The sequence below is a fragment of the Corynebacterium suranareeae genome (assembly GCF_002355155.1).
GTDB classification, from domain to species: Bacteria; Actinomycetota; Actinomycetes; order Mycobacteriales; family Mycobacteriaceae; genus Corynebacterium; species Corynebacterium suranareeae.
Genome location: NZ_AP017369.1, coordinates 11,957 through 31,874 on the forward strand (window position 1 = coordinate 11,957; position 19,918 = coordinate 31,874).

The 19,918-nt window shown below is 50.6% G+C and carries 18 protein-coding genes and 5 tRNA genes; 16 read left to right on the plus strand and 7 right to left on the minus strand.

The window, feature by feature from the left end:
• The first annotated feature begins 95 nt into the window (after positions 1 to 95).
• From gyrA to N24_RS00080, 4 genes are all read left to right on the plus strand, one after another.
• Positions 96 to 2,648 carry a DNA gyrase subunit A gene (gene gyrA, locus N24_RS00065; protein WP_096453247.1) on the plus strand — a complete coding sequence of 851 codons (2,553 nt, stop codon included), beginning with the start codon at positions 96 to 98 and terminating at the stop codon, positions 2,646 to 2,648.
• A 3-nt stretch (positions 2,649 to 2,651) separates the two neighbouring features.
• Positions 2,652 to 2,996, plus strand: a complete 345-nt coding sequence (locus tag N24_RS00070; RefSeq protein ID WP_096453249.1) for a DUF3566 domain-containing protein — start codon at positions 2,652 to 2,654, stop codon at positions 2,994 to 2,996.
• Positions 2,997 to 3,096: 100 nt separating this feature from the next.
• Positions 3,097 to 3,173: transfer RNA gene (locus N24_RS00075), tRNA-Ile, on the plus strand.
• 8 nt (positions 3,174 to 3,181) lie between these two features.
• Positions 3,182 to 3,254 (plus strand) — tRNA-Ala (locus tag N24_RS00080).
• Positions 3,255 to 3,303: 49 nt separating this feature from the next.
• On the opposite strand, the gene N24_RS00085 is transcribed toward N24_RS00080, so the two are convergent.
• Positions 3,304 to 4,338, minus strand: coding sequence for a YeiH family protein (locus N24_RS00085; protein WP_167381973.1), 1,035 nt, complete (start codon positions 4,336 to 4,338; stop codon positions 3,304 to 3,306).
• Positions 4,339 to 4,408: 70 nt separating this feature from the next.
• Here N24_RS00085 and N24_RS00090 point away from each other — a divergent pair, with 70 nt between their 5' ends.
• From N24_RS00090 to N24_RS00115, 6 genes are all read left to right on the plus strand, one after another.
• A complete protein-coding gene (locus N24_RS00090) occupies positions 4,409 to 5,305 on the plus strand; it encodes a LysR family transcriptional regulator (RefSeq protein WP_096453251.1) in 897 nt (298 codons plus the stop codon).
• A gap of 178 nt (positions 5,306 to 5,483) precedes the next feature.
• Entirely contained in the window at positions 5,484 to 5,741 is a 258-nt protein-coding gene (locus N24_RS16490; RefSeq protein WP_231910757.1) for a tudor domain-containing protein, read from the plus strand.
• Positions 5,742 to 5,759: 18 nt separating this feature from the next.
• Positions 5,760 to 6,170 carry a hypothetical protein gene (locus N24_RS00100; RefSeq protein WP_157736376.1) on the plus strand — a complete coding sequence of 137 codons (411 nt, stop codon included), beginning with the start codon at positions 5,760 to 5,762 and terminating at the stop codon, positions 6,168 to 6,170.
• Between the two features lie 87 nt (positions 6,171 to 6,257).
• A tRNA-Ala gene (locus N24_RS00105) sits at positions 6,258 to 6,330 on the plus strand.
• Positions 6,331 to 6,458: 128 nt separating this feature from the next.
• Positions 6,459 to 6,535 (plus strand) — tRNA-Ile (locus N24_RS00110).
• A 10-nt stretch (positions 6,536 to 6,545) separates the two neighbouring features.
• Positions 6,546 to 6,618, plus strand: a tRNA-Ala gene (locus N24_RS00115).
• A gap of 91 nt (positions 6,619 to 6,709) precedes the next feature.
• Here the strand turns inward: N24_RS00115 and N24_RS00120 are convergent.
• The 4 genes from N24_RS00120 to aztB form a co-directional block, all read right to left on the minus strand.
• Positions 6,710 to 8,401, minus strand: a complete 1,692-nt coding sequence (locus N24_RS00120) for an ATP-binding protein (RefSeq protein ID WP_096453255.1) — start codon at positions 8,399 to 8,401, stop codon at positions 6,710 to 6,712.
• 183 nt (positions 8,402 to 8,584) lie between these two features.
• Positions 8,585 to 9,859 carry a zinc metallochaperone AztD gene (aztD, locus tag N24_RS00125; protein ID WP_096453257.1) on the minus strand — a complete coding sequence of 425 codons (1,275 nt, stop codon included), beginning with the start codon at positions 9,857 to 9,859 and terminating at the stop codon, positions 8,585 to 8,587.
• Positions 9,860 to 9,890: 31 nt separating this feature from the next.
• A complete protein-coding gene (locus tag N24_RS00130) occupies positions 9,891 to 10,871 on the minus strand; it encodes a metal ABC transporter substrate-binding protein (protein WP_096453259.1) in 981 nt (326 codons plus the stop codon).
• The gene (gene aztB / locus N24_RS00135) at positions 10,868 to 11,719 is read right to left on the minus strand and encodes a zinc ABC transporter permease AztB (RefSeq protein ID WP_096453261.1); all 852 of its coding nucleotides are present in this window, start codon (positions 11,717 to 11,719) and stop codon (positions 10,868 to 10,870) included. The genes N24_RS00130 and aztB overlap by 4 nt, the downstream gene beginning before the upstream one ends.
• Before the next feature lie 29 nt (positions 11,720 to 11,748).
• On the opposite strand from aztB, the gene aztA reads away from it, so the two are divergent.
• The 4 genes from aztA to N24_RS00155 all read left to right on the plus strand — a co-directional run bounded on the left by aztA (position 11,749) and on the right by N24_RS00155 (position 15,702).
• Positions 11,749 to 12,399, plus strand: coding sequence for a zinc ABC transporter ATP-binding protein AztA (gene aztA, locus N24_RS00140; protein ID WP_096453263.1), 651 nt, complete (start codon positions 11,749 to 11,751; stop codon positions 12,397 to 12,399).
• A 533-nt stretch (positions 12,400 to 12,932) separates the two neighbouring features.
• On the plus strand, positions 12,933 to 13,916 hold the full coding sequence (locus tag N24_RS00145; RefSeq protein WP_096453265.1) for a substrate-binding domain-containing protein: 984 nt from the start codon (positions 12,933 to 12,935) through the stop codon (positions 13,914 to 13,916).
• Positions 13,913 to 14,944 carry an ABC transporter permease gene (locus N24_RS00150; protein WP_096453267.1) on the plus strand — a complete coding sequence of 344 codons (1,032 nt, stop codon included), beginning with the start codon at positions 13,913 to 13,915 and terminating at the stop codon, positions 14,942 to 14,944. Before N24_RS00145 ends, N24_RS00150 begins: the two co-directional genes overlap by 4 nt.
• Positions 14,941 to 15,702, plus strand: a complete 762-nt coding sequence (locus N24_RS00155; RefSeq protein WP_096453269.1) for an ATP-binding cassette domain-containing protein — start codon at positions 14,941 to 14,943, stop codon at positions 15,700 to 15,702. The genes N24_RS00150 and N24_RS00155 overlap by 4 nt, the downstream gene beginning before the upstream one ends.
• A 1-nt stretch (position 15,703) precedes the next feature.
• Here N24_RS00155 and N24_RS00160 read toward each other — a convergent pair whose 3' ends face one another.
• Complete coding sequence (locus tag N24_RS00160; RefSeq protein ID WP_096453271.1) at positions 15,704 to 16,513, minus strand: hypothetical protein; 810 nt, start codon at positions 16,511 to 16,513, stop codon at positions 15,704 to 15,706.
• 103 nt (positions 16,514 to 16,616) lie between these two features.
• Here N24_RS00160 and N24_RS00165 point away from each other — a divergent pair, with 103 nt between their 5' ends.
• Positions 16,617 to 17,138 (plus strand): peptidylprolyl isomerase, encoded by a 522-nt coding sequence (locus tag N24_RS00165; RefSeq protein WP_167381974.1) that lies wholly within the window; start codon positions 16,617 to 16,619, stop codon positions 17,136 to 17,138.
• A gap of 88 nt (positions 17,139 to 17,226) precedes the next feature.
• Entirely contained in the window at positions 17,227 to 17,883 is a 657-nt protein-coding gene (locus tag N24_RS00170; protein WP_096453275.1) for a rhomboid family intramembrane serine protease, read from the plus strand.
• A 570-nt stretch (positions 17,884 to 18,453) separates the two neighbouring features.
• Here N24_RS00170 and N24_RS00175 read toward each other — a convergent pair.
• Complete coding sequence (locus N24_RS00175; protein ID WP_231910760.1) at positions 18,454 to 19,869, minus strand: helix-turn-helix domain-containing protein; 1,416 nt, start codon at positions 19,867 to 19,869, stop codon at positions 18,454 to 18,456.
• Between the last annotated feature and the right edge of the window lie 49 nt (positions 19,870 to 19,918).

A 19,918-nucleotide genomic window follows, 5' to 3' on the forward strand; every position in this document is an offset into this window, starting at 1 on the left:
AATGGTATCGCTTTGATACCAAATTTGGGGCGCGCAAGGCGTTAAAGGGGCCTGTGGACTAAAATCGTTGGGGTTGACACGAAGAAAGGTGATCAGTGAGCGACGACAATACCGGACAATTCGACCGCGTTAATCCCATTGATATCAATGAGGAAATGCAGTCGAGCTACATCGACTATGCGATGTCAGTCATCGTCGGCCGCGCCCTCCCCGAGGTGCGCGATGGCCTGAAGCCTGTCCACCGCCGCGTTTTGTACGCGATGTTTGACAACGGCTACCGCCCCGACCGCAGCTACGTGAAGTCTGCAAAACCAGTGGCAGACACCATGGGTAACTTCCACCCACACGGTGACTCCGCAATTTATGACACCTTGGTGCGCATGGCTCAGCCATGGTCCATGCGCTATCCGCTGGTAGACGGCCAGGGTAACTTCGGCTCCCGCGGTAACGACGGCCCTGCGGCTATGCGTTACACCGAGTGCCGCATGACCCCACTGGCCATGGAGATGGTGCGCGACATCCGCGAAAACACCGTCAACTTCTCACCAAACTATGACGGCAAGACACTTGAGCCAGATGTGCTTCCATCACGGGTGCCAAACCTTTTGATGAACGGTTCAGGCGGCATTGCAGTCGGCATGGCCACCAACATCCCTCCGCACAACTTAAATGAGCTTGCCGACGCCATCTTCTGGCTCTTAGAAAACCCGGAAGCAGAAGAAGCTGAAGCTCTAGAAGCGTGCATGAAGTTTGTGAAAGGCCCAGACTTTCCAACTGCTGGCCTAATCATCGGTGATAAAGGCATCCATGATGCCTACACCACCGGTCGCGGCTCCATCCGTATGCGCGGTGTTACCTCCATCGAGGAGGAAGGCAACCGCACCGTCATCGTTATCACTGAGCTGCCTTACCAGGTCAACCCCGATAACCTGATCTCCAATATCGCCGAGCAGGTCCGCGACGGCAAGCTGGTGGGCATCTCCAAGATTGAAGATGAATCCTCCGACCGCGTTGGTATGCGCATTGTTGTCACCCTCAAGCGCGATGCCGTTGCCCGCGTGGTGCTAAACAACCTATTCAAGCATTCCCAGCTGCAGACCAACTTCGGCGCAAACATGCTTTCCATTGTTGATGGCGTGCCACGCACCCTGCGTCTAGATCAGATGCTTCGCTACTACGTAGCCCACCAGATCGAAGTTATCGTCCGCCGTACCCAGTACCGCCTGGACAAAGCCGAAGAACGCGCCCACCTCCTCCGTGGCCTGGTTAAGGCCCTGGACATGCTGGACGAGGTCATCGCACTCATCCGCCGCAGCCCAACCCCAGATGAAGCCCGCACCGGCCTCATGTCGCTTCTCGACGTCGACGAGGCACAGGCTGACGCCATCTTGGCTATGCAGCTGCGTCGTCTGGCGGCACTGGAACGCCAAAAGATCATCGATGAACTCGCTGAAATTGAGCTTGAAATCGCTGATTTGAAGGACATTCTGGCCAGCCCAGAGCGTCAGCGCAGCATCGTTCGCGATGAGCTAGCCGAAATCGTAGAAAAGTATGGCGACGAGCGTCGTTCCCAGATCATCGCTGCTACTGGTGATGTTTCTGAAGAAGACCTCATTGCGCGTGAAAACGTGGTTATCACCATCACCTCCACCGGCTACGCAAAGCGCACCAAGGTCGATGCCTACAAGTCACAAAAACGTGGCGGCAAGGGTGTGCGTGGCGCCGAGCTCAAACAAGATGACATTGTCCGTCACTTCTTCGTCAGCTCCACCCACGACTGGATCCTGTTCTTTACCAACTACGGTCGCGTCTACCGGTTGAAGGCCTTCGAACTGCCAGAAGCATCCCGCACCGCACGCGGACAGCACGTTGCCAACCTTTTGGAATTCCAGCCAGGCGAGCAAATTGCCCAGGTTATCCAGCTGGAAAGCTACAAAGATTACCCATACCTGGTGCTTGCTACCGCTCATGGTCGCGTGAAGAAGTCCCGTCTGCTTGATTATGAATCAGCACGATCCGGTGGTCTGATTGCCGTCAACCTTAACGAAGACGATCGCCTCATCGGCGCTGCACTGTGCGGTGAAGATGATGATCTCCTGTTGGTTTCTGAATTTGGACAATCAATCCGCTTCACCGCAGATGACGAGCAACTGCGTCCAATGGGTCGCGCCACCGCAGGCGTTAAGGGCATGCGTTTCCGCGACAACGACCAACTGCTGTCTATGTCCGTGGTTCGCGACGGCGAATTCCTACTCGTTGCCACCTCTGGCGGCTACGGCAAACGCACCCCACTTGAGGAATACTCCACCCAGGGCCGTGGCGGCGTTGGCGTTGTAACCTTCAAGTACACCCCGAAGCGTGGACGTCTGGTCAGTGCCATCGCAGTAGATGAAGACGATGAGATCTTCGCCATTACCTCCGCCGGTGGTGTTGTCCGTACCGAAGTCAAACAAATCCGACCATCCTCACGTGCAACAATGGGTGTCCGACTGGTTAATTTGGAAGACGGAGTGGAATTGCTTGCCATCGACAAAAACGTCGAAGAAGAAGGCGAAGCATCCGCAGAAGCAGTAGCAAAGGGTGCAGTCGAAGGACCAGCAACCAAAACTGCTGAAGAAACCAACTCCGACGAAAATAGCGAGGAGTAGTACATGGCATCCCGAGAAGTATCCATCACCCGAATCTCACCACTAGCAACCTTCCGAGTTGCACTGGCAATGTCCATCATCGGACTCGTGGCATGGATCATCTGCGTAACCGTCCTCTACTTCGGACTAAACGCAGCTGGTGTCTGGCAAAACCTCAACGATGTCATTGGAGGTGTCGGTGGAGAACAATCCATCACCTTCGGACTCGTCCTGAGTATTTCAGCACTTCTGGGAGCTATCGGAGCGATTACCATCGCTGTGCTCGCACCGTTGTGTGCAGTCATCTACAACTCGATCGTTGATCTTTTCGGAGGACTGAAGATTCAACTACAAGAGGAAGTTGACTAGCTAATAAAACAACACCCCTGGCCATTGCTAAACATAGCTTTTGACCAGGGGATTTGTTGAATTGTTAACTTATGGGTAGAGTCTATTCTCGTTCCTATCGGGGCCTATAGCTCAGTCGGTTAGAGCGCATCGCTGATAACGATGAGGTCGCAAGTTCGATTCTTGCTAGGCCCACCAGGAACAAAGGGGCATTAGCTCAGTTGGTAGAGCACCTGCTTTGCAAGCAGGATGTCAGGAGTTCGATTCTCCTATGCTCCACAGTTTCCCGGTTTACCTTTGATGGTGGGCCGGGATTTTTTCTGTTTGCTTAGATCTGGGTCAGCAGGATGCCGACTAGTGCAAGACTGGTGACAAGCACCGTAGAGCCGAGGGCCAGGATGAAGGGCCTAATTCCAACATGGATGAGGCTTTGAAACTTCACGCCACACCCGAGTCCGAACATCGCTGCAGAGAGTAGAGCAGTTTGTAAGAAACCGCCAGCGGAGATGACCGCATGGGGGAGGGGGAAAGTGGAGCGTAAAACTACCATCGCTAAGAATCCAAGGATGAAAAAAGGAACGATTGGGGGACGCTTTCCATCTGAGGAAGTGTATCCACGGTGCCGCTGGCGAAAACTCAAAATAGCGGTGACGGGGGCAAGCAAGAGTACTCGCGCAAGCTTCACCACAACTGCAACGCCTAAAGCTCCACCACCGATAATTCCTCCAGCAGCCACCACCTGGGCAATCTCATGAATGGAACCACCGGCCCACATCCCTCCAATTTCATTCGATAAGCCCAAGGCCTGAGTGGCCAACGGAATGAAAGGAATCATCAGCGTTCCGAAAATAACAACAAGTGCAACCGCAGTAATGACTTCCTCTTCTTCGGAATCAGTTACTCCTTCTACACCTGCTACAGCTGCAGCGCCACAAATGGAAAAACCACAAGCAATGAGCAGGACCTGGGTGGGTTGCATTTTAAGCAAGCGTCCTAAGAAGATCGTTCCAAAAATTCCCCCTGCCACAATGCACACGATCACTCCCAGCATGGGCAAACCGAGTAACAAAATATCTGAAAAAACTAACTGCAATCCAAGGAAGACAATTCCCAACCGCAAAAGCTTTTTCGACGCCAGGGTGATCCCAGGCGAGGTTGCGGCAGGGAGTTGAACCAGGTTGGTCACGGCAATGCCAATGATGATGGCGATAATCAGTGGGCTTATACCTGAAAAGAAATGGTTCACGATCATCGAGATCAAAACTGCTATAGAGCATAAGAGTAGCCCCGGGATGTACTTCTGAAAAACTTCCATGCGTCGGTGAATGAAGCGGGAAGTTGTTGTCAGAGTGGGTGTAGACATGCTTTAAGGCTGCGCTTTTCCCACACAATGCGGTAGACGGTTTTTCCATATCCACCCATATAATGTTGATATGGATTATCGGTGGCCGAATCTTCAAACACTCGCTTTACTTGTAGCGATCGTAGAAGAGGGAAGCCTGGGTGCTGGTGCACGCAAGGTTGGAATGGCACAACCCAACGCCAGTCGCGCTATTGCAGAGCTCGAGGTCGAGATGAAAACTGAGCTGCTGGTCCGCCACCCTCGAGGATCACATCCGACCACAGCTGGTCTTGCGCTCGTAGAGCACTCACGTGAACTCCTTCAATCTGCGCAAGATTTCACCGCGTGGGTGACAGAAAGTCGAACTGAACAGCCGCTGAAATTACATATTGGGGCCAGTATGACAATCGCTGAGACCTTGCTTCCTTCCTGGATTGCCACCATGCGTATGCGTTTTCCTGACTCTCGCGTCGATGTCTCTGTGATGAATTCTTCTCAAGTGGTTGAAGCTGTCCAGCAAGGACAACTGCAGCTTGGTTTCATTGAAACTCCACATGTTCCTGTCCGACTTAATGCTCGTGTGGTGCAAGAAGACAAGCTCATTGTGGTCATTTCCCCAAATCACAAGTGGGCATCCCGTACTGGCAAGATCAGCCTTCAAGAGTTATCGGAAACTCCATTGATTGTTAGAGAACCTGGTTCAGGTACGAGGGAAGCATTGCAAGAGTTGCTTGGAGATTATGACTCTGTGGAGCCAATTCAGGTATTGAACAGTAATGCTGCAGTTCGGGTGGTTGTTGAAGCAGGGGCAGGTCCAGCAGTGCTTGGTGAATTAGCATTACGTGATCATCTTGCGCTGGGCCGATTACTTAGCGTGCCGTTTGAAGGTAGTGGAGTTACCCGGCCTCTGACTGCTGTGTGGAGTGGTCCGCGCCGACTCCCGGTTCTTGCCGCAGAGTTGGTTGCTATAGCCTCGAGTCATATCTAATTTTTGTTGCTTGAAATTGAGCCCCGATGGAGATCTGATAGGCATGAAAGTTAACAGGTCCAGCGCAGTTTATGGCCCGGGTGCGGTGCTCGCGTTCCACGGCGTCGCGCGTGCAGCAGGAAGCTTTTCGACGCCCCCTTCTTAGGTACCGCGTTTCCGTTATCCACGATCACCGTCCTTGGGCCCTGACATTTTCATCGCATTGGTGGACAGCATTGCAGCTCAATTGCGTTGGGTTCTGTTTATTGGAGAGTCCGCAGAAATCCTGCCTGATTATTTAGAAATCGCCGCTGATCAACAAGCCTGCAGAAACGTAAATACCGACAGGGGCCGTTGGAGCAGCTGCCAGTACGTCTCAGCTTTTGCCTCAGATAGTCAGGTTTTCTTGCTGGGTGTCCTATGCAATCGCCCTGCTACTGGCTGTTCGCTGCCGTAAACTAGAAATCTCACTCAGGTGCTTACTCCTGGATCGACGAAGGGTATGACTTTGGACAGGCAAAACACCATCCTGATTTCAATTTTGTTTCTATTGCATGTAGGAGCCTATATTGCTTTATTGCTTTGGAATTCAGTTACCTTGATCTCTGATGCCGTGGCAATTTTAGTGTTCATAGCTGTGTCTTTTACTTTTTCATTCATGGCAATGGCACTGACGCTCAAAGCACCTTCCTGGATAATCGCCATTGTTGGCGCTGTAGGAATCGTGGGCATAGGAATCAGTCTCTATCTAATGAACATTGAGCCAGAAGGAATTTTGACTCCATTCGTACTGTATTTGAGTATTGGAATTGCTCTTGCAGAACTGGTCGTACTTGGAGATCGATACTGGAGAAACCGGGGTATGTCGAAAAGTATAAATGGATAAAAACATCCCTTTAGCTGCAGATTTCTCTAGATGTCTAGGCTGGGTGTAAAATTTAAAAAGCAAGTTTTATTAAACTTGATTTAGTGCGGGGCATTAGCTCAGTTGGTAGAGCACCTGCTTTGCAAGCAGGATGTCAGGAGTTCGATTCTCCTATGCTCCACAGTTTCCCGGTTCACCTTTGATGGCGAGCCGGGATTTTTCTTTAAAGGTAAGAAACTGAAACCCTCGTTAAGCTTGTGATTTGGTAGTTTTGGCACTAGTCGGTAAAGTTTGGGATTGTTCCTATCGGGGCCTATAGCTCAGTCGGTTAGAGCGCATCGCTGATAACGATGAGGTCGCAAGTTCGATTCTTGCTAGGCCCACCAGGGACAAAAAGGGGCATTAGCTCAGTTGGTAGAGCACCTGCTTTGCAAGCAGGATGTCAGGAGTTCGATTCTCCTATGCTCCACAGTTTCCCGGTTCACCTTTGATGGCGAGCCGGGATTTTTCTGTTTGCTCGTGCTTCCTTGATCTGGGGAGGCGTCGAAAAGCAATGATGCTTAGGCTTTCAAATAAGCCCGGTTACGGCTCGAGGGTGGAGCAGTAGCAATTACAAGACCTGCATCAACAAGTGATCGCAGCAGTGGCCGAAGAGATGCTGTAGTTTTCCCCGTTATCGTGGCAATTTCTCGGATGGTGACAGGGGTGGATCCGTTGATTGCATCGAGGACCGCCTGCTCGCTTGGGGACACACTAACTGCGGGCGAAGCTAGATGATATTGATTCTTGGAGCTTTGATGCAAAATTTGTCGATCGACTAGATCATCCAGCAAGTTTTGCATGTCTTCTGAATCGTGTCCTGTTTGATTGCGGAGATCTCGAGGAGTAACTGCCCCAAGTTCTTTTGCAAGAACAAGAGCAATGCCTTGCGGGTTAGAAAAATTCGGCCCAAGCTTTTCTACAAGCCATTCATTTGTTTGAGTGTCTAGGAGTCCATGACGGCTGAGCTCAACAGTGACGCTAGAAATATCAATCTTAAAATTTGGTACCGGGAGTCCGGCTTCCCGCATCAAATTAAACATTCGGGGCACACCTCTACCGTTACTTTCGGCAAGCACTCCTTGTACTTCATGGGTCCATGGAATATCCATCAGAATTCGTGAAAGTACGCGATTTCTAGGTTCAGAGTATCCATCCATAATTGACTCAGGCCGTTTACCATTGGGTAGTCCGCCTGGGCTCGTAATTTCTACACGGTCTTTGTAAATGTCTACATGAATTGCTTCATTTTGAGCTAGCTCGGAGTAATCACGGTGGAGTACCGCATTTGCTAGAGCCTCTCTCAAAACTTCCTCGGGTATTTCTAAAACATCTTTACCTGAGAGCCCTTCAATGACTCGGCGAACACGTAAGTTTCGCTTGATGGCAGCCATGGCCTCTTGCACCATCTCGAGAAGATTTCCCTCGCAGATTTTTCGATCTTCAAAACGGGTTGAGGTACCTATAGGTGACTTATGTAGACCGGGATGTACTGCAACATCGATGAATACTCCAGGGAAGAACTGTTGAGGATAGCTTCCTAGAGCCAGTAAACCAGCAACTGTCAGTTCTCCGTTGGACGCAGTGATATTTTTACGTAGCAACCAGTTGTCATCTGTTCCAATAGATCGACTTCCTGTCTCAATCAAACGTTGTTTAAATAACGTCACGAGCTGGTTATTGAGGTCATCGATGCTGGAATCTGGAACCGGATTCCTATCTATTTTAGTTTGAACGAATCGATTCTGAAGTTCGTAAATTTCAAGGTTACTGAGCTTTCTATCTTCATCGCCTACTCGTTTGAAGCTGCCATTATTGATGCCAGCGGGAAGGTAGTAACACGGTCCGTTTACATCTAATGGTGAAACTGAAATGACAACAACTTTGGCACCATCAACAGTGATCTCTTTAATTTCATGATGGGGTACCGGCTCTACTTTTTGGCCGTCGCGATCTTGTGGATTTAAACCTGCACGAATGAATTGAATGCTCATCTGTGAGTCAAATCCTTCTACGGGAGTGAAGTCTGGCTCGCTTAGCCCTAAAAGAATGTATCCACCATTGGTGTTTGCAAATGCGCTCAAGGATTCCCAGAAGCTTTTTGATTCTTCGCCTGAAGGCGACGAACTCCAGGATTTAACTTCTATGGTTTTATCGTCTTTTCGGTTTTTCCTTAGCCGATCGAGATGTTCTTCTAATTCAAATGGTTCCATGGTGGCTTGTGCCCCACAATCTATCGGAAGTAGTAGATGTAGCTATCAGTCTACGCCACTGAGGACGTCACTTTATACACTCAAGACCCTCAGTTTCTACACTGAGGGTCTTGAAATCTAGAGTGAGGAGCGCGCTAGGCTTGCCTGAAGGGGTGGAGGGAGGCGTCGAGAAGCAATTCTTTTCTAGCCACTGACACCGGTGAGCTCGTTGGGGGTGCCGGGCAGGGTGGCGCTGGCGAGGATGTTTCCGTTGGCTAGGTCAACGACGTGGAGTTCGTTGTTCGCGGGGTCGGAAACGTAAGCGCGGTCCTTGTTGATGAACAAGGTTGGGCGTGGTTCCTGCCAGACTTCAGGCTCGGTCCATTCGTCGATGACGGGGTAGGTGTTGGTCACTGAGCCGGTGTTGGGGTCGATGATGTGGAGTGCGCCATCGGTGCCAAGGACAACGGCTTCACCGGCAGGGCCACGGCCAAGGGATCGGAAAGAATAGGAAGTTCCGAGGTCAACGAGGGTGAGTTCGCCGGTTTCGGTGTTGGTGAGAGAAACACGTTCTGGACGTTCCAACGTTGCGTCTTTATCTACTTTGTAATCACCGAGAACAACAGGGGAGATATCGCTACCAGCTTGGTTGCCAATGCGTCCGTAGGCATCAGGTGCCTGGACCTTGGTGAACTCGCCATCCTTGTAAATCAGCACTCCGTCTTCGCAACCAACCGCAATGGCGTCGTTTAGAGCTGCGCTTTCACCGTGAACGCCGGGGCATTGTTCATTGCGGGCAATTTCTTCACCGGCTGCGTTGAAGACTACTGCGCCGTTGCGGGAATCTTCATTTCCCAAAGTGTGCAGCAGGTCGCCGTTTTCTAGAACAACTGCCACACCATGGTGGGCTTCAAGGGCGTTTTTGATTTCGGGTTCTACCTCTTCGCCTTTGAGGAGGGACGCGGTATCAAAGATTTGGATCTTGCCGTCACCGTCGCCGAAAAGAACGGTCTTTCCGGCGTGATTTACCACGTGACCAGGCTTATCGGTGGAGTAGGTGATATCGGTAAGTTCTGGGGTGGAGGTGTAGCTGTGGGTGTGATCGCCGTGTGGTTCAGTCCATGCGCCGGTATCAAAAAGCTGGAAACCGCCACCTGTGGAGACAAATACGTGGCGTCCATCGCCGGCGCTGTTGAGGCGGTTAAAACCTGCTAGTTCGGTGTCTTCCAAAACCTCTAAAGTACTGGCGTCGAGGGTGATAATACCGCCGTCGTAGGTTGCCACAATGCGGGCTTGTGGGGAAGATACCTCTACTGCGGTGTCGCTGCCTTCGGCTTCGTGGTTATGTTCCTCAGTGCTCGCGGAGCTCGAGGTAGTTGCAGTATCCGCTGGATCGGCGGAGCTATCTGTCCCACAGCTTGCCAGCAAGATAGAGGCAGTAGACACTGTGGCAATAAGAAGCAGCTTGGGGTGTTTCATAGTTCTCCTTCGGGTCAAATGTAGGGAGCGATCAAGATAAAGTGCTTGCAATGCGCTGGGCATTGATTTTTTGCATGCTGATATACGTGGGGGCTTCACCGTCTGAGTCAGTGAGTGATTCCGTAAAAACAGACACCACTTGCACATCGATGCCGGCATTACTGGCCAAAACCTCAGCGAGACGTTGTGGGCTTGAAGTATCGGTGAAGATTGCGGGAACATTGTTATCTTCAATGGCTGTGGAGATGTCATTGAGATCAGAAGCTGAAGGTGCCGCCAATGTGGTTCCACCTGGGATGATGGTTCCGATGACGGTGTAGTCGAACCGCTTAGCAAGGTAACCAAACACATTGTGATTGGTTATGAGCTTGCGGTTGTCGGGAGCCACACTGGTGAGTAATTCGGCGACTTCCTCATCCAAAGACTTAAGTTCTTCGCGGTATTGCTGTGCCGAATTTGTGATTGATTCCGTCAGTGATGGATCGAGTTCTTTGATTAGTTCTGCTTCTATGACCTTGGTGGCAGTAATCATGCGCGCCGGGTCTGTCCAGAAGTGGGGGTCGGGAACTCCAGGGGAGTACTCGATCGCACCTATGTGTTCGCCGACTTCCAAGACAGGAACCCCTTGGCTTTTGGCATTGTCCACATTGGATTGAAGGCCCTCTTCCAGTCCTAATCCATTAGCCACAATAAGATCAGCGTTTTCCATCACTGCAGCGTCATGTGCGGAAACACCGAAAGAATGCGGATCGGCATTAGGTTTCATGAGCACGTGGACATCTGCAGAATCTCCGACTAATTGCTCCACCACATCGCCCAAAATATTGGTGGTGACCACAATGTCAGGGGTGTCATCAGCTGTGGAAAAGGTGGAACATGCAGTGATACCAAAAGCTAGCGACACAGCTACGGCTGGTACGGCTAGTAGTTTTCGGAGTGCCCGAGCAGGCCCCACCTGAATCGGGAGCGTTTTCAAACAGCCCTTGTTATTGAAAATGTCTTTCAGTATCACGCGGTGAAGTTTAACCTACTAATGGCACTCTTTGTCAATAAGGATCCAAAAAACACTATGGCGCTGAGTAGGGTGATGGTGGCTCCTGCTGCGGTACTGGCATGCCAGCTGATGAGTAATCCGAGGTAAATTTCCGCACATCCAAGAAGTGATGCAACGATCATGATCAGGGAAATGCTGGCTTTATGTTGTATCAAAAGCGCTGCTGTGGCTGGTGGCCCAATAAGAAGTCCGAACACTAAAAGTGTGCCCACCACCTGAAAGGACACCACGGTGGCCAAGGCGATTAACGCCAACATGAGCAGGTGAGTGAATCGGGGTGCAAGTCTAAGGGTGTGGGCTTTGCGTTCATCAAAAGTAAGTGCGGTGAACTGGCGATGAAAAAGGAAAATGATCAACGTGCCAAGTGCTGTGGCAACCGCGATGATGAATATATCTTTCCAGCGGACACTAAGGATGTCGCCAAAAAGAAAACCGGTGAGGTCCACGGCATGAGAGTCGGAGTGGGAAACAATAACCACGCCGAGTGAAAGCATGGTGATAAATTGCAGACCGATGCTCACGTCTTGGGAGAGGCTAGATTTTCTGCTGGTCCACACCACTCCCGCTGACATAATTAATGCGCTAATCGCCGCGCCGAACATCAAATTCCCACCCAGTAGTGATGCTGTGGCCACGCCGGGAAGCATGCCGTGGGACATGGCGTCGCCGAAAAAGGTGAGTCTGCGCAAAATTACCCACGTACCAATAAGAGCGCACAAAATAGCGGCCAGGCATCCGGCGATTAGCGCGCGGGAAACAAAAGAAACGTTAAAAGGAGTCAGAAAAAAGTCGACCAAAAACTGCATTTGAAAATGATAACCGTTATCATTAAGAAATGGCAGATCTTAGAGTAGGCAATCTCACCTGCGCATATGGCAATCACATCGCGCTTAACAACATTTCAGCACGCTTTCCCACCGGCCAGATCACAGCGTTAATCGGATCCAATGGCTCTGGAAAATCCACACTGTTAGAAGCTCTGGCAGGAACACTAAAACCTCGCGCCGGAAGCATAGACAACCTCGCGCCCAACATCGCATTTGTCCCCCAACGCAGTCACGTATCACACACGCTTCCCATCACCGTCCGCCAAACAGTCAACATGGGACGTTGGTCTGCTAGAAAAACTTGGCAACGTCTCACTGCTAAAGACCGAAACATCGTGGATAGCTGCCTCGAACTCTTAGGAATTTTAGACCTCGCCGACCGCCCGCTCGGGGAAATTTCAGGCGGTCAGCGCCAACGCACTCTGATAGCGCAGGGGCTTGCGCAACAGGCGCCTTTATTGCTTCTCGACGAACCCCTCACCGCCGTAGACTCCCACGCCGCCCACCTCATCGATATGGTGATTAACAACCAACGCAGCCAAGGTGTCACCGTCATCGTGGCTACTCATCATCTTGATCAAGCCAATTACGCTGACCAGGTAATCGAGCTAGATAAAGGACATATAAAATCACAGCGCAATGCCTCGACGTTTCCTTAAAGATTGATTTGGTTGGGGTAGCTTCTAAAAACCGTCAAACGTGACCAAATCCAGAAGAAGATCAACGGTCTTTGGTCGCCAGAGCAAGTTTGTTGGCCTGGATAACGCCATATTTGACCAAGGCTTCGTTTTCACAAGCCTTATTGGTCGCCAGATGAAGTGAAGATCAAAAACTTAAAAAAGGGGCCAAAAAACGACCCCTCTAAAATCGTTTCTAAGAGCCTTAAGTATTTCATCTGATACAAACACTCATCCGAAAAACTTGGATGCCTTAAACAAGCGTTAAAAGCTTTAGAGCCACAGTGGATTCTTCATGTCGATTTCACGGTACCGAGCTCAAATCGATCGAAACTGGGGAACTAAGCAAAATTGTGAAATTCTTCAGCAGCCAGGGCATCAACACCTCGATCACCATGATCAGACAGTTGAGCTCGATAAGGGGGTAGATAAAATCACAGCACAATGCCCCTGAATCAATAAAGAACATTCAATAAAGTTTGACTTGTACCTTTGACCTGCGTTGACTTGAGTAAATGAAGCTACCAAGAATCGCCGCAGCGCTCATTGGTGCTGCGCTTTTAATCACGGGTTGTTCAGCTACCGGGGGAGCTCCACGCGCAACAGATGGGGCATCCGGCGGCGGAACCGTTGATACACCTCGTTTAGTTGTCGCGATGGTCAGCCACGGTGCGCCGGGCGACACTTTTTGGGATTTAGTCCGAAAAGGTGCAGAAGATGCAGCTCAAAAAGACAACATTGAGTTGCGTTATTCTTCTCATCCAGAAATTCCAGATCAGGCAAACCTTGTGCAAAATGCCATTGATTCAAAAGTAGACGGCATTGCCATGACCATGCCTAATGCGCAGTCACTGGGTCCTATTGCACAAAAAGCAGCAGATGCAGGCATTCCCGTTGTTGGTCTCAATGCCGGAATGAATGAATACCAAGATTATGGAATGACCGGATTTTTCGGCCAAGATGAATCAGTCGCGGGAACTCATGCTGGTCAACGCCTTGCGGAAGAAAACGCCCAAAAAGTCTTGTGCGTTATCCATGAGCAGGGAAATTCTTCCCAAGAAGCCAGATGTGGTGGTGTGTCTGAAGGCTTGGGCAAGCCAGTAGAAACCCTTTATGTCAACGGCATGGATCTCACCTCTGTGAACTCCACCCTGCAAGCAAAGCTGGCGCAGGATCGAAGCATTGATTGGGTTGTTGGCCTCCAAGCGGGGGTCTCCATGGCTATTTCAGATGCCGCAGATGCTGCGAACTCAGAAGTGAAGATCGCTACCTTTGATACAAACGCACAGCTCATGACCGCTATTCGTGATGGCAAGATTCAGTTTGCCATTGATCAACAACCTTATTTGCAGGGATATATGGCCGTGGATTCCTTGTGGTTGGCGCACCGGAACGGCACCACTGTTGGTGGAGCGCGCCCAGTTTATACAGGTCCAGCCATCGTGGATAACACCAATGTTGATGTCATTGAACAAGCTGTCGGGGAGGGTCTGCGATGACCGTGGTGAGTGAAAAGAGGGGGAGTGCGTCGACAAGCATTTTTGCGCGCGCCATCAAGCGCCCCGAACTGACAAGCCTGCTGGGCGCGGTGCTTGTTTTTACGCTGTTTATGGTGGTAGCGCCTGCTTTTAGGTCATGGGATTCGATGGCGACGGTGCTGTATGCGAGCTCCACGATCGGCATCATGGCGGTCGCTGTCGGACTTTTGATGATCGCCGATGAATTCGATCTGTCCACCGGCGTTGCGGTGACTACAGCGGCACTCGCGGCATCAATGTTTAGCTACAATCTGTGGCTCAACACGTGGGTGGGTGCACTGATCGCTTTGGTGATTTCCCTGGCCATCGGCTTTTTCAATGGTTTTTTGGTGGTGAAAACCAAGATTGCATCCTTTTTGATCACCCTGGCTACCTTCCTCATGCTTCAAGGTATCAATCTGGCTGTCACCAAGCTGATTTCCGGCACGGTGGCTACGCCAACGATCGCTGATATGGAAGGTTTTCCTTCTGCACGTGCGGTATTTGCCAGCTCGATTCCAATTTTTGGCGTAAATATTCGCATCACTGTTTTTTGGTGGCTTCTTTTTGTCATCGCGGGCACGTTTGTGCTGTTCAAAACGCGCATCGGTAACTGGATTTTTGCCGTCGGCGGTGATCAAGAGGCCGCCCGCGCGGTTGGTGTTCCAGTGCGAGGCGTAAAAATCGGCCTGTTTATGTTTGTTGGATTTGCAGCCTGGTTTGTGGGCATGCACAACCTGTTTCTTTTTGATTCGATCCAAGCTGGCCAAGGTGTGGGCAATGAATTTTTGTACATCATCGCAGCGGTGATCGGTGGCGTGGCCATGACCGGTGGCCGCGGAACTGTGGTTGGCACAATGATTGGTGCACTCATCTTTGGCATGACCAACCAAGGCATTGTTTATGCAGGTTGGAACCCAGATTGGTTCATGTTCTTCCTGGGCGGAACGTTGCTGCTTGCCGTGTTGCTTAATCACCGCTTCGAGCTTTTCAACAAGGAGCGATCATGACAGATCTCATTCAGCTTCATGAAATAACAAAAAAGTACGGTGCGTTCCAAGCATTAAACGGCATCAATTTATCTGTTCGGGCAGGAGAAGTTACCTGCGTGTTAGGTGATAACGGCGCCGGTAAATCCACACTGATCAAAATTTTGTCCGGTTTGCATCAAGCCACCTCCGGCGAGGTCATTGTTGCAGGTGAAGAGGTAAATTTCGGATCCCCACGCGAAGCCCTTGATGCTGGGATCGCCACCGTCTACCAAGACCTTGCCGTGGTAGGCCAGATGAGCGTGTGGCGTAATTTCTTCCTCGGTCAGGAAATAACTGGCCGTTTTGGCATTATGAAACAAGACGAAATGCGCCGCATTACCGATGAACAACTCCGTGAAATGGGCATTGAACTACGAGACGTCGATGTGCCCGTGGCCTCCCTTTCCGGTGGTCAACGCCAAGTAGTGGCCATCGCTCGCGCCATTTACTTCGGTGCGCGGGTATTGATTTTGGATGAACCCACCGCAGCTTTGGGCGTGAAGCAATCCGGCATGGTGCTGCGCTTTATTGCTGCAGCACGAGACCGCGGGATCGGGGTCATTTTTATCACCCACAACCCCCACCACGCCTACCTGGTGGGCGATCACTTTGTGCTGCTTAATTTAGGCAAGCAAGTGATGGATAAAACCAGGTCCGAGGTAGAGCTGGAAGAACTCACCCTCGCCATGTCTGGCGGTGGCGAGCTCGACGCTCTAAGCCACGAATTGAAGCGTTAACTTACTTCTTTTTATCGCTTTGATCGCGCTGAGGCGCGTTCTTCTTATCAAATTCAGCTTGAATAGCTTCCGCCTCAGCCTCAACCTCATCGGTTACATCATCCGTAGCATCGGCGGTCTCTGCTGCTTCGCCGTTTAGCTCGGCGTCGATTTCAGCTTCTAAGTCAGCATCAATCGGGGTGCTGGCTTCGGCATTTTCTGAAGACTCGGTGGTGAACACCAAATTTGGCTCTGCTGCTTCTTCTGGTTGCTTTTCTGGTTCCATCTTAGGTTCCTCCTGTTCAACAGCCTTTTTCAACTGCACCTCAACCCGTGGAGGCTGAGTGCCTGGTGCTTCCTTCTTACTCTTGTTTAACAGCGCGTAGGCCACCGCGACAACGCCCGAGGTTGCCAGCGCCGCCAAAGACAGGTTGCGCACCCAGTGCGACTCCTTCTTTCCAGCCGCCTTGCGCGCTGCTTTAGCAGCCTTGTCTGCTTTTCGACGCGCCTTCCGGTTTAATTTCTTACCCGATTTACGAGCGTCTTTCAGCGCAGAAGAACCCTGCTTCTCCGCCTCCGCAAGTGCCTTTTCTAAACGAGCACGCGCAGCCTTGGTGACATTTCCGGCCTTATCACGAGATTCTGCATAAAACTCTTTTGCAGACTCCCGAGCAGACTCCACAGCTTGCTCAGCTTTCGGTGCATACTCACCTGCAGCATGAGACAACGCATCATAGGTCTCTGAAACTTTGCGGTCACGGTAATCCGCGTACGTTCCATAAGCCTTACGTGCGCCGTCCACAACTAACTTGAGGTTGCCGATCGTGCTCATATTCAACTCTCCTTTAATTGGTGGTTCTACGTTAAGACCCCACATTAGTAAAAGCATGGGACATGTGGTTGGCATTTCGCTCGATGTAGTTATGATGGGCGTTATGACTTCTAAGACCGCAACTGCGATTCTGCACACAAATCGCGGAGATATCTCAATTGATCTCTTCGGCAACCACGCTCCAGAGACCGTAGCTAACTTCGTTGGCTTGGCTCAGGGCACCAAAGAGTACAAGTCCGCAAACGCTCAAGGTGGCAGCGAAGGTCCGTTCTACGACGGCGCTGTTTTCCACCGCGTGATCGACGGCTTCATGATCCAGGGTGGAGACCCAACCGGAACCGGCCGTGGCGGCCCAGGCTACATGTTTGCTGATGAATTCCACCCAGAGCTGCGCTTTGATCGCGCATACCTGCTGGCAATGGCAAACGCAGGCCCAGGAACCAACGGCTCCCAGTTCTTCATCACTGTGACCCCAACCCCTCACCTGAACAACGCTCACACCATCTTCGGTGAGGTCACCGATGCAGAGTCCCAGAAGGTTGTGGATGCAATTGCAACCACCGCTACTGACCGCTCTGACCGCCCAACCGATGCCGTTGTCATCGAGTCCGTAGAGATCGTCTAAAGCACCTCTGCACACTAATCTTCAGGTTATGCCGCCATCCGCGGTGTGGCCTGATTTTTTTATTACCTAATAAAGATTGTTGGACGTTATGAATGTAGAGCGGCTTTATCGCCAAGCACCAGCAAGCACGGTGATATCTGCGGTGATCATCGTGGTTTATGCGCTAACAGCAATACAATCGCGGTCTTTAACAAACAACCTTGGGGCAAGCAGCATCGGTGATGCATGGATTTTGTATGCACCGGCAATGGATCATGGTTTTGGTCCGCTGCGCGCTATCGGCGGCATGTTTTTGCATATTGGCCCGGGCCACATGCTGTTAAACCTCCTGCTGTTGTGGTTATTTGGCCGAGAAATTGAACGTGATTTTGGTTCAGCACTTTTTATTGCGATGTACTTTGTCGGTGGCATCGGTGCTTCCGCCGCAGTGATCTGGATGGATCCATTTTCACCTACTGCAGGAGCTTCTGGAGCCATCTACGCGATGATGTCCATTTTGGTGGGATTATTTATCCTGCGCGGTGCAGATATCCGCGCACCACTGATACTTATCGCCATTAACATTGCTTATACCTTGAGTGCTTCTGGTGTGTCTTTGTGGGGACACTTGGGTGGTTTGATCACCGGTGCACTGATTACGTGGCCAATGATCAAAGCCAAAACCTACAAAACGCAATGGCTCATTGTCACCATCGGTCTAGTTTTAAGTATTGTCGCTGTCTTTTTAGGCATTGCGCGGATATAAATAAAGTTCACTTTATGCCCTCACCGGGGTTAACTTACTCCCCTCGGTGAGGGCATTCGTGTATCTATCGACAAACAGAAACTAGAGTAAATTACAAAAATGTCATTTAGCGGGAAAAGACGCCTAGCGGTGGTTTGTCCACAGAATGTGTAATTCCAAGTTTTCTTCTTGTTCACACAGAATCTACTCACATCCCACATGTTTGTGAGTAAAGCTGTGGACAACTGTGGATAACTCACAAGGGGAGAAGTTATCCACATAAGTTATCCACACTGTGGATAGTTACATTTTTGTAATTTACCGAGATGCTGATCGAATTCCTTATTCGAACAGCTAGATAGCGTGGAAACACCGCTGTCAGTACTGGTGCTATTCGAACAAATCACAACCCGGTGGAAACTGTTCACAGAGTTATCCACAGGCTGTGAAATGGTAGGTATACCTGAATCTGTGAACGAAAAACTGTTCCATTCACAATTTGTTCCACAGCCTGTGGATAACTGTGGATGAGTAATTAACTCACACTTGTCCACAGTTTGATGTGAATAACTATGTGTATCTGTGGATAACTTATGGGGTGGGGATGCGTACGCAATCAACTTGATACTGCGCCGGAGTGCAACCATGCGTGGCGGTGAAAGCACGGTTGAAAGCGGATAAATGGGCGTAGCCGAGATTCCGTGCGACTACCCCCGGAGTTAACCCTCGACTCAATTGGATGCGGGCAAGCGTCATCCTTCGGACTAATCCCCACCGCTGCACAGCAATGCCAGTGATGTGGGCAAACCCTTCAGCAATTCCACCTCGAATATCGGAAACATTTGTTTGACGTGATGCAGCTAGATCAGTGGCCAAAGCGATTAGGGTGTCGTCATCGTTACTGAGAGGGGGTTGATCTGTGGAAATCTTGCTAAAAGGAAGCGAGAAGCACTGATCTGGGTTTTTATGATGCGGGTGGAACGGAGTGTAGGTGGAAATAGTGCATTCCAAAAGCTTATTGGTGGAGCATTGGAACTGAATGACATCTACGTGTTGTGCACCAAGTGTTTGTGCACGTGGAACTTGGTACCCCAGTGGCAGAATCAACCCACCTGCTGGAGTGTGTAGGTCAAGGCGAACGCCAGCAGGAAGAATGATGCCCTCACCTTGATTAACGGTGAATTTCCTATCGGCTACGTGAACAACCGAACTTCCTTGAAAAGCCCACACCATAATGTGTGAACCATTAATCCGTGTCCAGGTTTCATTTTCTGGAATCTCACCTGTCCTGAGCCCCAGTACAGGTGGGACAGTGTTGTGCGCAGTTTGTAGCTTATGAATCTGGCTGGGAGAAATGCCCATGTGGGTTCGAAATGCTTTGGCCAAACTGCTTGCTCCGGAAAATCCCACATGGTGCGCTGCCCATTCTGCAGTGTGTCCATCGGAAAGGTACGCCACCGCCAAACTAAGTCGCGTGCGGGTTCTCCAGGTGCCGACATTTAGTCCTGTTTCTTCCAAAAAACGCCGTTGAAGTGTGCGTTCGCTTAACCCAACCCGTCGTGCAATCTCGGCAATAGGCAGGGTAGTTATGGGATCATCGATGATAATCCGGCTTGCTTTTAATGCTTCAGCTGATTGAGGCTTTGGGGGAGTGATGCTGTGTTGCTTAGGAACAGTGGCCACTAGCTCATGAAGGAAAGCATCTGATTCAGGGCTTTCTTTCAAATATCCAAGACCTTGCGCAAAGGCGTACATCAGCCGGTTGTGGGCATGTTCTGGAATGCGCAACACCCCAAGGTTAGGTCTGCAGCCCGTGGGTAATTGAATCGGAATCACTAACGCATCGGGGGAGTATTCCACAGTTATTTCACTGCCTGCGGGAATCAGAATGCCTTGTGCGGCGTGAAGTTCAAATGTGGATTCAATGCTGATGCGTACGCGCCCGCTATATACCCAGATCAAGACCGCATTGGGGGTGATGGTAACAACGTGGCAGTTTAGGAACACACCATCAAATTAGGTGAGGCTATGTTTATTTTCAAGTATTTTCCATATA

Coding starts and splice junctions, on each gene's coding strand:
- aztD (WP_096453257.1), bottom strand. CDS start 9,859: ATGAAACACCCCAAGCTGCTTCTTATTGCCACAGTGTCTACTGCCTCT.
- N24_RS00070 (WP_096453249.1), top strand. CDS start 2,652: ATGGCATCCCGAGAAGTATCCATCACCCGAATCTCACCACTAGCAACC.
- N24_RS00170 (WP_096453275.1), top strand. CDS start 17,227: ATGAATGTAGAGCGGCTTTATCGCCAAGCACCAGCAAGCACGGTGATA.
- N24_RS00120 (WP_096453255.1), bottom strand. CDS start 8,401: ATGGAACCATTTGAATTAGAAGAACATCTCGATCGGCTAAGGAAAAAC.
- aztA (WP_096453263.1), top strand. CDS start 11,749: ATGGCAGATCTTAGAGTAGGCAATCTCACCTGCGCATATGGCAATCAC.
- N24_RS00160 (WP_096453271.1), bottom strand. CDS start 16,513: ATGAGCACGATCGGCAACCTCAAGTTAGTTGTGGACGGCGCACGTAAG.
- N24_RS00150 (WP_096453267.1), top strand. CDS start 13,913: ATGACCGTGGTGAGTGAAAAGAGGGGGAGTGCGTCGACAAGCATTTTT.
- aztB (WP_096453261.1), bottom strand. CDS start 11,719: ATGCAGTTTTTGGTCGACTTTTTTCTGACTCCTTTTAACGTTTCTTTT.
- N24_RS00155 (WP_096453269.1), top strand. CDS start 14,941: ATGACAGATCTCATTCAGCTTCATGAAATAACAAAAAAGTACGGTGCG.
- N24_RS00090 (WP_096453251.1), top strand. CDS start 4,409: ATGGATTATCGGTGGCCGAATCTTCAAACACTCGCTTTACTTGTAGCG.
- N24_RS00085 (WP_167381973.1), bottom strand. CDS start 4,338: ATGTCTACACCCACTCTGACAACAACTTCCCGCTTCATTCACCGACGC.
- N24_RS00165 (WP_167381974.1), top strand. CDS start 16,617: ATGACTTCTAAGACCGCAACTGCGATTCTGCACACAAATCGCGGAGAT.
- N24_RS00145 (WP_096453265.1), top strand. CDS start 12,933: ATGAAGCTACCAAGAATCGCCGCAGCGCTCATTGGTGCTGCGCTTTTA.